Consider the following 12929-nt stretch of genomic DNA (forward strand, 5'->3'; position numbering starts at 1 on the left):
GCAAAATATTTAGTTATTGAGAACAGTTATAAAAATATAATATTAACTAGCTTACTAATGTATAAAGTACCACAATAGTAAATTAATATTGTAGAACTTTAATTCACGATTTTTTCCCAGAAAATAAACTCTTAAAAAAACTTATCTCCCACTAGGATACTCAAGAATGACTCATCAAAAATTAAACGTTGATACCCAAAGTAACCTGCAAATTTTCAATATGCCCGATCTGATTGAAATTCAGAGGGCAAGCTTTCGCTGGTTTCTAGAATATGGACTAATAGAAGAACTAGAAAGCTATTCTCCAATTACAGATTATACAGGCAAGCTAGAACTTCACTTTATTGCCAAAAACTATAAACTAAAACAACCAAAATATAGTGTAGAAGAATCCAAACGCCGAGACAGCAGCTATGCAGTACAAATGTACGTTCCTACCCGCTTAATTAACAAAGAAACTGGGGAAATAAAAGAACAAGAAGTATTTATTGGAGACCTACCCCTAATGACAGATAGGGGGACATTTATTATCAATGGAGCTGAAAGGGTAATTGTTAATCAAATAGTCCGTTCTCCAGGAGTTTATTATAAATCCGAGACAGATAAAAGTGGCCGACGTACATATAATGCCAGTCTAATTCCTAACCGAGGTGCATGGCTAAAATTTGAGACGGATAAAAATGACCTAGTTTGGGTCAGAATAGATAAAACTCGTAAACTTTCTGCCCAAGTATTACTAAAAGCTTTGGGATTAGGAGACAGTGAAATTTTTGACTCCTTCAGACATCCCGATTATTTCCAAAAAACTATAGAAAAAGAAGGACAATACGGAGAAGAAGAAGCCCTATTAGAACTATATCGGAAATTACGACCAGGGGAACCACCTACTATAGCTGGTGGAGAACAACTACTCCACAGTCGATTTTTTGACCAAAAAAGGTATGACCTAGGGCGAGTAGGAAGATATAAGCTAAATAATAAACTAAGGTTAAACTTGCCAAACACAGTACGAGTATTAACTAAAGAAGATATATTAGCTTCGATTGACTATCTAATTAATTTAGAATATGACATTGGTCAGACAGATGATATTGACCACCTAGGAAACCGACGAGTTAGAAGCGTAGGAGAACTGCTGCAAAACCAAATCAGAGTCGGTTTAAACCGTTTAGAGCGAATTATTCGGGAGCGGATGACCGTATCCGAAGCAGACACATTAACTCCAACATCATTGGTTAACCCAAAACCATTAGTAGCAGCAATCAAAGAATTCTTTGGGTCATCTCAATTGTCTCAATTTATGGACCAAACCAATCCATTGGCAGAGCTGACCCATAAAAGAAGAATATCAGCTTTGGGACCTGGAGGATTAACCAGAGAAAGAGCTGGGTTTGCCGTCCGAGATATCCATCCTTCCCATTATGGCCGGATTTGTCCTATTGAAACACCAGAAGGACCTAACGCTGGATTAATTGGCTCTCTAGCTAACCATGCTAAAGTCAACGGTTATGGATTTATCGAAACCCCTTATTATCCAGTAGAAAATGGTCGGGTGTTGCGCGATGGTAAACCAATATATATGACAGCAGATGCAGAAGATGATTTGCGGGTGGCACCAGGGGATATTATGACTGATGCGGAAGGGAAGATTTTGGGGGACGTTGTACCAGTACGTTACCGACAAGATTTTACCACGACCAGTCCCCAACAAGTAGACTATGTGGCGGTTTCCCCAGTGCAGGTAGTTTCAGTGGCCACATCATTAATTCCGTTTTTGGAACACGACGATGCTAACCGGGCGTTGATGGGTTCCAATATGCAACGACAAGCGGTGCCATTGTTAAACCCAGACAGACCTCTAGTCGGAACAGGTCTAGAAGCTCAAGCTGCCCGCGATTCAGGTATGGTAGTTGTTACCCGGACGGATGGAGAAGTTAGCTATGTAGACTCAACTAAGATATCTGTGATTGATAAAGAGGGAAATGAAACAGATTATCCACTACATAAATATCAAAGGTCTAACCAAGATACCTGCTTAAATCAAAGACCTCTGGTATATGAAGGAGACCAAGTAGTGGCGGGTCAGGTATTGGCTGATGGTTCTTCTACTGAAGGTGCTGAGTTAGCTTTAGGTCAGAATGTTTTGGTAGCTTATATGCCTTGGGAAGGTTATAACTATGAGGATGCGATTCTGATTAGCGAGCGCTTGGTATATGATGATGTTTATACATCTATTCATATTGAAAAGTTTGAAATTGAAGCCCGACAGACAAAATTAGGACCAGAAGAAATTACTAGAGAAATTCCGAATGTTGGGGAAGATGGTCTGCGGAACTTAGACGAACAAGGAATTATTCGTGTTGGTGCTTGGGTACAGTCTGGGGATATTCTTGTAGGTAAGGTGACGCCCAAGGGAGAATCTGACCAACCTCCAGAAGAAAAGTTGTTACGGGCAATTTTTGGTGAGAAAGCACGGGATGTACGAGATAATTCTCTACGAGTTCCCAATGGTGAAAAAGGTCGTATCGTTGATGTCCGAGTATTTNACGAACAAGGAATTATTCGTGTTGGTGCTTGGGTACAGTCTGGGGATATTCTTGTAGGTAAGGTGACGCCCAAGGGAGAATCTGACCAACCTCCAGAAGAAAAGTTGTTACGGGCAATTTTTGGTGAGAAAGCACGGGATGTACGAGATAATTCTCTACGAGTTCCCAATGGTGAAAAAGGTCGTATCGTTGATGTCCGAGTATTTACCAGAGAAAAGGGAGATGAGTTGCCACCAGGAGCAAATATGGTGGTCAGAGTTTATGTAGCTCAAAAGCGGAAGATTCAGGTAGGAGATAAAGTAGCGGGGCGACATGGAAATAAGGGTATTATTTCACGAATTTTGCCCATTGAGGATATGCCTTATTTGCCCGATGGAAGACCTTTAGATGTGGTGTTAAATCCATTGGGTGTACCTTCGCGGATGAATGTAGGGCAAATTTTTGAGTGCTTGTTAGGATGGGCGGGTGAAATTTTAAGTGTGCGGTTTAAGTGTGTGCCGTTTGATGAGATGCACGGTGCAGAAAAGTCAAGGGAAACAGTGCATCGAATGTTACAATTAGCCAGGGATAATTCTGGTCAAGATTGGGCGTTTGATGAGAACCATCCAGGGAAACTCTGGGTTTATGATGGGCGGACAGGAGAAAGGTTTGACCGTCCGGTGACTGTGGGAGTTGCTTATATGTTGAAACTGGTTCACTTGGTTGATGATAAGATTCATGCTCGTTCCACAGGGCCTTATTCTCTGGTGACACAGCAACCTTTGGGTGGTAAGGCGCAACAAGGCGGTCAGCGCTTTGGAGAAATGGAAGTATGGGCATTAGAGGCTTTCGGTGCTGCTTATACTTTGCAAGAGTTGTTGACTGTGAAATCTGATGATATGCAGGGTCGAAATGAGGCGTTGAATGCAATTGTTAAAGGAAAGGCAATTCCACGACCTGGTACTCCTGAATCTTTCAAGGTGTTGATGCGAGAGTTACAGTCTCTATGTTTGGATATTGCTGCCCACAAAGTAGAAACTATGGATGATGGTACTACTCAGGATGTGGAGGTTGATTTGATGGCAGATATACCAGGAAAGCGAACACCATCTCGTCCTGTATATGAATCATTATCAAGTGAAAATGAAGAATAGTGGATAATGGATAATTGATAATGGATAATTGATAATTAACTATGACAAATAATGTAGTTAAAGAAAAATCATTTGTATTTGCATTAAGAATTGTTAAATTGTCAAAGTATCTTAGTCAAGAGAAACAGGAGTATGTTCTATCAAAGCAGCTACTTCGTAGTGGTACGGCAATTGGAGCTTTGGTGCGCGAAGCAGAACAGGCTGAAAGTCGTGCCGACTTTGTACACAAAATGGCTATTGCTCTGAAAGAGGCTAATGAGACTCTGTATTGGTTAGAACTATTACATCACTCAGATTACATTGATGTCAAAGGATTTAACTCAATTAATCAAGATTGTATAGAACTCTTAAAACTCCTGACAACTATTATCAAATCAACCAAATCAAATGACCAATAAAAAGTTATCAATTCTCCATTATTTAATTACCCATTATTAATTATCAATTATCAATTATCAATTATCAATTATCAATTATTACCGTGCCAAAACTAGAACAAAGATTTGATTACGTCAAAATTGGGTTAGCTTCTCCAGACAGAATTCGTGGATGGGGAGAAAGAACCCTGCCAAATGGTACTGTGGTAGGAGAAGTAACCAAACCAGAAACTATCAATTACCGGACTCTCAAACCAGAAATGGATGGGTTGTTTTGCGAACGCATCTTTGGTCCGGCGAAAGATTGGGAATGTCATTGTGGAAAGTATAAGCGAGTCCGACATCGTGGAATTGTTTGTGAAAGATGTGGAGTCGAAGTAACTGAGTCACGGGTGCGCCGTCACCGCATGGGGCATATTAAGTTAGCAGCACCAGTAACTCATGTTTGGTATCTCAAGGGTATTCCAAGTTATATGGCAATTTTGTTAGATATGCCATTGCGGGATGTTGAACAAATTGTTTACTTCAATGCTTATGTTGTATTAGAACCAGGAAATCATGAAAGCTTAAGTTATAAACAACTGTTAGCAGAAGATGTTTGGCTAGAAATTGAAGACCAAATCTATAGCGAAGATTCAGCAATAGAAGGGGTTGAGGTTAGTATTGGTGCTGAAGCTTTACAAGTTTTATTAGCAAATCTAGATCTAGAAGTAGAAGCAGAAAAACTACGGGAAGAAATTGCTAATTCCAAAGGGCAAAAACGAGCCAAGTTAATCAAGCGTTTGCGGGTAATTGATAATTTTGTTGCTACAGGTTCGAGACCAGAATGGATGGTTTTGGATGCAATTCCAGTGATTCCTCCTGACCTGCGTCCGATGGTGCAGTTGGATGGGGGTAGGTTTGCAACTAGCGATTTGAATGACCTTTACCGACGAGTAATTAACAGGAATAATCGTTTGGCTAGGTTGCAGGAAATATTAGCACCGGAAATTATTATCCGCAACGAAAAACGAATGTTGCAAGAAGCAGTTGATGCTTTAATTGATAATGGTCGTCGGGGTCGAACCGTCGTAGGTGCAAATAACAGACCTCTGAAATCTTTGAGCGATATTATTGAAGGAAAACAGGGTCGTTTCCGGCAAAACTTGTTAGGTAAACGGGTTGATTATTCTGGGCGTTCGGTAATTGTTGTCGGACCGAAGTTAGCAATTAATCAATGTGGTTTACCACGAGAAATGGCGATTGAGTTGTTTCAACCATTTGTGATTCATCGCTTGATTCGTCAGGGGTTAGTTAATAATATTAAAGCTGCCAAAAAACTGATTCAAAGGGGAGACCCGAATGTTTGGGATGTGTTAGAGGAAGTGATAGATGGTCATCCCGTGATGTTAAACCGCGCTCCAACTTTGCATAGATTAGGTATTCAAGCTTTTGAACCTATTTTAGTAGAAGGTCGAGCAATTCAGTTACATCCTTTAGTTTGTCCGGCATTTAATGCTGACTTTGATGGTGACCAAATGGCGGTTCATGTGCCACTGTCTCTGGAGTCGCAAGCGGAGGCGAGGTTGTTGATGTTGGCATCGAATAATGTTTTGTCTCCTGCAACTGGTCGCCCAATTATTACGCCTTCTCAAGATATGGTATTGGGTTGTTATTATCTAACAGCAGAAAACCATAAGCTCCAAGGTAGTAAAGACCTTTATTTTGCTAATCCTGATGATGTAGTTTTAGCTTATGAACAAGGTAAGCTAGACTTGCATACTTATATATATTTGAGGTTACCTCCTGACGTGGAGATTGAAACTGATAAACCAGAAGAAATGCCTCCTGATATACAACAGATATCTGATGAGCTGATGATGAAGACTTATTGGATGCCGTTGGATAGCAAAATATTACCTGATAATTTGGGAGAGTTGAAGTCGGAGCAAAATCTGCAAAATGGGGAAGTGGTGAAGACTTATCATTTGTATAGAATCCATTATATTGAACAGGTCGAGATTAAGAAGGTTTATATTAAATCTCGCCAAGTTCGGGAGAGCAATGGAGTTCTAACTACACAGTTTGTGGTAACAACACCTGGTCGAATAATTCTCAATCAAACAATTCAAAGTGTACTCTAAATGATAATTGATAATTGATAATTATAAATATAGCATTCCTAGTTTGATTGGCGTTATAAATCTTCCGAAATAAGGGTAGATAACTATAGTTTTCATTATCAATTATCCATTATTAATTATTCATTGTCCATTATTCATTATCCATTAATTATGATTTTCTATAATAGAGTTATCAATAAGGGTCAACTAAAAAAGCTAATTTCTTGGTCTTTTGAGAATTACGGTACAGCAAGAACTGCACAGATGGCCAACAAGCTGAAAGATTTAGGATTCCGTTATGCTACAAAAGCCGGAGTTTCTATTAGTGTAGATGACTTGCAAATACCTCCTTCTAAACGACAACTTTTAGATGCAGCAGAGCAAGAAATCCGCAATACAACTGACCGTTATACTAAAGGAAAAATTACTGAAGTAGAACGCTTTCAAAAAGTAATTGATACTTGGAATAGTACCAGTGAAAATCTTAAAGATGAGGTAGTTCGTAACTTTCGAGCGACTGACCCTCTAAATTCAGTTTATATGATGGCATTTTCTGGAGCGCGGGGTAATATTTCCCAGGTACGTCAGTTGGTGGGGATGCGTGGTTTGATGGCAGATCCACAGGGGGAAATTATTGATTTGCCAATTAAGACGAATTTCAGGGAGGGTTTAACTGTAACTGAGTATATTATTTCTTCTTATGGTGCGCGGAAAGGTTTGGTTGATACAGCATTGAGAACTGCTGACTCTGGTTATTTGACTCGTCGTTTGGTTGATGTTTCTCAGGATGTAATCGTTCGGGAAGCAGACTGTGGCACTAAACGAGGGGTGATAGTGACGAGTATGAAAGATGGCGATCGCGTATTGATTCCGGTAAAGGATCGACTGTTAGGCAGAGTTTTAGCTGAGGATCTCAAACATCCACAAACAGGAGAAATTATTAGTAGTGGTGATATTCAGGCAGTCAGGAATCAAGTGTTTACGGATGATTTGGCTAAAGCAGTAGGTAAAGCAGGTGTGGAAAAGGTATTTGTGCGCTCTCCTTTAACTTGTGAGTCACCGCGTTCTGTCTGTCAAAGTTGCTATGGGTGGAGTCTTGCTCATGGTCATATGGTTGATATGGGAGAGGCTATTGGGATTATTGCTGCTCAGTCTATCGGGGAACCTGGTACACAGTTAACTATGCGGACGTTCCATACTGGAGGTGTGTTTACGGGTGAAGTTGCTCGTCAGTTTGTGGCGTCGTTTCCAGGTGTAGTTAAGTATCCGTCTAATGTTCGTGCTAGGTCATTTCGGACTCGTCATGGGGATGAGGCGATGATTGCCGAGAATAATTTTGAACTGATGGTATTAGGGGCTGAAGGTCGTAAGGAAAGTGTGGCGATTGCTCAAGGTTCTATTTTAATGGTCCAAAATGACCAGCAGGTTTCGGCGGGGACGGTTTTGGCAGAAGTACCAAAGGTAGGTCAGGTTAGAAAAACAACTGAGAAGGTAACAAAAGAGGTAGCTTCAGACTTGGCAGGAGAAGTTAAATTTGCTCAGTTGGTGCAAGAAGAAAAGGTGGATAAGCAAGGAGTAACGACTCGCATTGCTCAAAGAGGTGGTCTGATATGGGTCTTGGCTGGAGAGGTGTATAATCTGCCACCGGGTGCAGAACCAATGGTAAAGAATGGGACTAAGATTAATGTTAATAGTGTAATTGCTGAGACTAAGTTGGTAACTGAGCATGGTGGTGTGGTGCGAGTACCTGATTCTGGTTTGTACGGTGCTGCAGAGCAAGCGGGTATGAATGTTTTGGCTGGAGAAACTCAAGAGTCAATGGTGGATGAGTTAGAGGGGTCGATGGTTAAGGCTTCTACACCTCTGCCATTACCTATAGAAGGACATGATAATTTGCCTCGTGAGATTGAGGTGATTACTGCAAGTGTACGACTAGACCAGGCAAAAGTTCGGATGGAGAGTGTTGCTAACCGGGAGCAGTATATCATTGAGAGTCAAGATAATCAACGATTTGCCCTAAAAGTTACTCCTGGTAGTAAGGTTGGTAATCACGAAGTTATTGCTGAACTTTTAGACGAAAATTATCAAACTTCTACAGGTGGGATTATTAAGTATGCTGGAGTGGAGGTTCTGAAGCGTGGTAAGGCAAAACAAGGCTATGAAGTAGTAAAAGGTGGTACATTGCTATGGATTCCTGAAGAATGTCATGAGATTAATAAGGATATATCTCTGCTCTTGGTAGAAGATGGTCAATATGTGGAAGCTGGAACGGAAATAGTTAAGGATATTTTCTGTCAGTCTAATGGAGTCGCAGAAGTACACCAGAAAAATGATATTCTCAGGGAGGTTGTAATTAAGCCTGGAGAACTACATAGTGGGGACTATCAAACAGATTTAGGAGATTTAACTCTGATGGATGGTCAAATTGCTACGCCAGGACAGGAGGTGATTCNGGTCAATATGTGGAAGCTGGAACGGAAATAGTTAAGGATATTTTCTGTCAGTCTAATGGAGTCGCAGAAGTACACCAGAAAAATGATATTCTCAGGGAGGTTGTAATTAAGCCTGGAGAACTACATAGTGGGGACTATCAAACAGATTTAGGAGATTTAACTCTGATGGATGGTCAAATTGCTACGCCAGGACAGGAGGTGATTCCAGGCTTGGTAACTTCTGAGTTAAAGTACATTGAATATATAGAAACGCCGGATGGTCCTGGATTATTATTGCGACCTGTGACTGAGTTTCATGTGCCTGATGAGCCTGGTGTACCTTCTCAGAAATCAATTAATTCTTCCATTGAGTTACGGGCGGTACAACGGATTCCTTTTAAGGATGGGGAACGGGTTAAATCTGTAGAGGCTATAGAGTTGCTGCGCACCCAGTTAGTGTTGGAGATTGGTGAGGATGCTCCTCAATTGGCTGCTGATATTGAGTTATCACCAGACCAAGAAGAAGAGGGTGTAATGCGTTTGCAGTTGGTAATTCTGGAATCTTTGGTTATTCGCCGGGATGTGGTAGCAGATACAACTCATGGTAGTACGAATACTCGGTTGTTGGTTAAAGATGGAGATGTGATAGAGGCTGGAGCTGTGGTGGCTCGCACAGAGATTTTATCTAAGCAATCTGGTGAGGTAAGGGGTATCCGAGAGGGTGTGGAAGCTATTCGTCGTGTTTTGATAGTTCGAGAAGCGGATTTAATTAAAATACCAGTTAATGCTTTACCATCTGTAGCACCAGGGGATTTGTTGGTTGCTGGTAGTGAAATTGCTGCTGGAACAGTTATTCAAAATTCTGGTATGGTATCTCAGGTAGAGAAAATCCTTTTGGAGAATGGGAGTGAAAGTTATCAGGTAATCTTACGCAAAGGCCGACCTTATCGTGTTTCTACGGGTGCGGTCTTGCTGACTATGGACGGAGATTTGGTTCAACGGGGGGATAGTTTGGTGCTGCTGGTGTTTGAGCGGACTAAGACTGGGGATATTATTCAGGGTTTGCCTCGGATTGAGGAGTTGTTGGAAGCACGCAAACCAAAAGAGTCTTGCGTTTTAGTCAAGTATCCTGGTCAAGCTCAAGTTCATGCTAATGATGATAATATAGAGGTGAGCGTGGTTTCGAGTGATGGAACCATTACAGATTATCCTTTAGGTCATGGACAGAATGTGATTGTTGCTGATGGACAAAGTGTTCAGGTCGGGGAAGCTCTAACCGATGGACCTCAAAACCCCCATGAAATTCTGGAGACTTTCTTCAACTATTACCGTGAGCATGAAAGCATTTATGAAGCTTGTCTGAGGAGTTTTGAGGCTTGTCAGAAGTTCTTGGTAAATCAGGTGCAGGCAGTTTATCAGTCTCAGGGTATCGATATTTCGGATAAGCATATTGAGGTAATTGTGCGTCAGATGACGGCTAAGGTGAGGATTGATGATGGTGGTGATACTACTATGTTACCTGGGGAGTTGATCGAGTTGCGACAAGTGGAACAGGTGAATGAGGCGATGTCTATTACGGGTGGAGCAACGGCTCAATATACACCGATGTTGTTGGGAATTACGAAAGCATCCCTGAATACGGATAGTTTTATTTCGGCGGCTAGTTTCCAGGAGACTACACGGGTATTGACGGAAGCTGCCATTGAGGGTAAGTCTGATTGGTTAAGGGGATTGAAGGAGAATGTGATTATTGGGCGGTTGATTCCTGCTGGTACTGGGTTTAATGCTTATGAAGATGCCCTGAGTGCAGAGATTAATCGTTTGGAACAGAGTTGGGATGATGATGTGGATATTTTTGAGGAAGATGATTTGCAGAGTGTGGTTTTAGACGATCAGACGGCGCGTTCATTGGAATTGGAAAATAGTCTCAATTTATCGCCTGCAAATCAGAATTTTGCAGATTCTCAAAGCGGACCTCAAAATCAAAGTCAACTTATCGATGATAGTATCTCTGAGTTTTCTCCTGTTAAAGATAAGCTTGGGTCAGTTTTAGATGATTCAGATTTCCCACCTGGTAATTTTGATTCAGATTTCCCACCTGATAATTTTGATTCTAATTTCCCTAATGACTTAGAGGATGATTTAATAGACGATGATGATAGTGATGATTCTTATGATGGTTATGATGATTTTGATGAGAATGCACCAGATTTAATTTAGAATTCTGAATTCAGAAGTAATTCCTGATGGTCGTTTGAGCATTTATAAATGTCCTAACTAATTAGGGTTTGCTGATTAAATCTAAAAGTATTGAAAGGTAAAGGTTTTAGCATTTTTCTTTCTGTAAAAAGTACAAGGTTTTCCTTCTAAAGAGCTGTATAAAGTCAGGATTTTGGGTTGACCTGAGGCAGAAAAATCAAGGGATAATTCTTCCTCCTGACTCCTGACTCTCACCCATAAGACTTTTTCCGCAAACCCTAATTAACGTAGTGCTGTAGAAAGCAATCAGCATTTAGCTGTCAGCTATCAACCGTCAGCATTCAGTAATACCAAATCCGGGTTAAACACACCCGTTTTAAGCAAACCGCGAAAAACCTGTAGAGACCTTGCATGCAAGGTCTCTACAGGTTGGGATATAACAAGTATTTATACCAGATTTGGTATAAATACTTGTTTGGGTTTTCAGGCATTCAGTTGTCAGTGGTCACCAGTAGGGATGTTGTATACAACGTCCCTACGTCGCTAATTAATCACTATCCGAGAGTATTTGTAAACGAATTGTTTGGTTATTGAGGTCACTTAAACTTATTTCAATAACATTATTTGAAAGTTTGTCCAGACACCCCAATAAATGTCTTAGATGAGGTGTACTAGCACCAGTATCCACAAATAACCGCTCCGAGAGATTGCCTACACGCCTCCAGCTACTATAAAGTTTAGCCATTGTTGTCTCTAATTGAGCAGACTGTTTTACTAGGTCAGAAACTATATTGAGACATTCTAATCTTAAGGCTTCTTCTAATACCATTTCCATATCCAATGATGATTCATTCAAGGCTTGAACTTTGGCTGCAGCATCAAGATATTTGGATAGGTTACGAGCATCTGAGGTTAGTTGCTTGACGGTATCTACCTCCGGACTTTGGACTATTTCCTCTTGAATGGCGCTTAAATGCGATTCTGGTAATTTTTCCATTTCCCGGACTAGGGGAGCTAAATAACGTGGTGGCATCGAACCAGAGGTGGCCTTGGCTCTAATTTCGTCTGGAAGCAAATCCGAACTAACGGCAGTCCATTCGTCTGCTAGTTGCTTGACCTCCCGTCTGGTGATGCGATCGCCTTTTTTGGCTGCATCTGTGACCATTTGTTGGACTTCTGTGGGAGATTTGGCCGTTTCCACAAAAGCCCTTTTGCTAAAGTTATTAATGGAGTCGGGGTCTAAATGTCCTTTATCTATTAAAGTATCAGCACTATTGGCCAATTCTATTAAGGCATAAGCTTGGCTCTTACTAATTTCTCTGTTAAACTAAGCAAGCTCATTTCCAGATTACTCCTTTATAGAGCCTGCTCGTCTTCAGAACCGGACGTGAGACTTTCACCTCATCACGGCTCCTCTCTTAGTCGTCCCTTTTCATGGGCACATCCTTAAAATTCCACCTCAGACCTAATAATTCCTTAATGGTTAACTGTTTTTAAATCCTTGGCAGTTTTAAAGTCGTGGCAATGTCGGTCCAACAATTGTTTGTTTTTATAGGTGTCGTTACCGCCTTTAGACCCAGGGATGATGTGGTCAACCTCGATTAAATCCTTTGGCCTAAAGTTTACTCCACAAGTTGCGCATTTATTCTTTTGCCGTTTTAACAGCGTTGTGACTTCTTTCCTCATACCAGGATGTTTACCGATTCTACTACTCCAGTAAGTCCAGTCCCCGTCATAAGGGGATTTATTACCTTTCACCTTGATGTGCCGTATTATGGGTACATCCGAATGTTGGTTTAAAATATATTCACCATCGTTAAGTATCCAATTCCTCGTTTCTTTAACGTTGGGGAAATATTTTTCTCTAACCCAGGTTTTTGACTTATTTGGATGCCTTCTATTTGCCCATCTCCATAATCTTTTCCAAAGGCGATTATCCATTTCTTTGAATATCTCTTTGCTGACTACAGTTGAGTAATAGTTAGCCCATCCCCTTATCATCGGATTTAGCCTAGCTATTAAGGCTTTAGTTGGGGCATTTTTGTTCTGATCACATATATCTGCCAGTTTCCGATAGTGAGCTTTAATGCTCTTGGAGGACGGTTTAATCAGTGTCTTAAATCCTTGTTCGGTTGACTTT

At 40.9% G+C, this 12929-nt stretch carries 5 protein-coding genes and 3 pseudogenes; 6 read left to right on the forward strand and 2 right to left on the reverse strand.

Annotation, left to right across the window (positions count from 1 at the left end; translation table 11 throughout):
• Window positions 1-166: 166 nt before the first annotated feature.
• From rpoB to AFK68_RS29435, 6 genes and pseudogenes are all read left to right on the forward strand, one after another.
• Window positions 167-2545, forward strand: a 2379-nt coding sequence (gene rpoB / locus AFK68_RS29415) for a DNA-directed RNA polymerase subunit beta (RefSeq protein ID WP_168186707.1), incomplete at its 3' end; no start/stop codon positions are given.
• 1 nt (window position 2546) lies between these two features.
• Window positions 2547-3679: pseudogene (locus tag AFK68_RS46935) on the forward strand (DNA-directed RNA polymerase subunit beta); the annotation flags it as partial.
• Between the two features lie 41 nt (window positions 3680-3720).
• Window positions 3721-4077, forward strand: a complete 357-nt coding sequence (locus tag AFK68_RS29420; protein ID WP_094677392.1) for a four helix bundle protein — start codon at window positions 3721-3723, stop codon at window positions 4075-4077.
• Between the two features lie 83 nt (window positions 4078-4160).
• A complete protein-coding gene (locus AFK68_RS29425; RefSeq protein WP_094677394.1) occupies window positions 4161-6179 on the forward strand; it encodes a DNA-directed RNA polymerase subunit gamma in 2019 nt (672 codons plus the stop codon).
• 150 nt (window positions 6180-6329) lie between these two features.
• Window positions 6330-8610 (forward strand): DNA-directed RNA polymerase subunit beta'' (locus tag AFK68_RS29430; protein WP_143438422.1); only part of this gene is annotated, 2281 nt, incomplete at its 3' end.
• A 1-nt stretch (window position 8611) separates the two neighbouring features.
• Window positions 8612-10810, forward strand: a pseudogene (locus tag AFK68_RS29435) (DNA-directed RNA polymerase subunit beta''); the annotation flags it as partial.
• A gap of 526 nt (window positions 10811-11336) precedes the next feature.
• On the opposite strand, the pseudogene AFK68_RS29440 reads toward AFK68_RS29435, so the two are convergent.
• Both AFK68_RS29440 and AFK68_RS29445 read right to left on the reverse strand, forming a co-directional pair.
• Window positions 11337-12110: pseudogene (locus tag AFK68_RS29440) on the reverse strand (hypothetical protein); the annotation flags it as partial.
• A 155-nt stretch (window positions 12111-12265) separates the two neighbouring features.
• Window positions 12266-12929, reverse strand: a 664-nt coding sequence (locus AFK68_RS29445; protein WP_246844538.1) for a group II intron maturase-specific domain-containing protein, incomplete at its 5' end; no start/stop codon positions are given.

Source organism: Hydrocoleum sp. CS-953 (assembly GCF_002260545.1).
Taxonomy (GTDB): domain Bacteria; phylum Cyanobacteriota; class Cyanobacteriia; order Cyanobacteriales; family Microcoleaceae; genus Trichodesmium.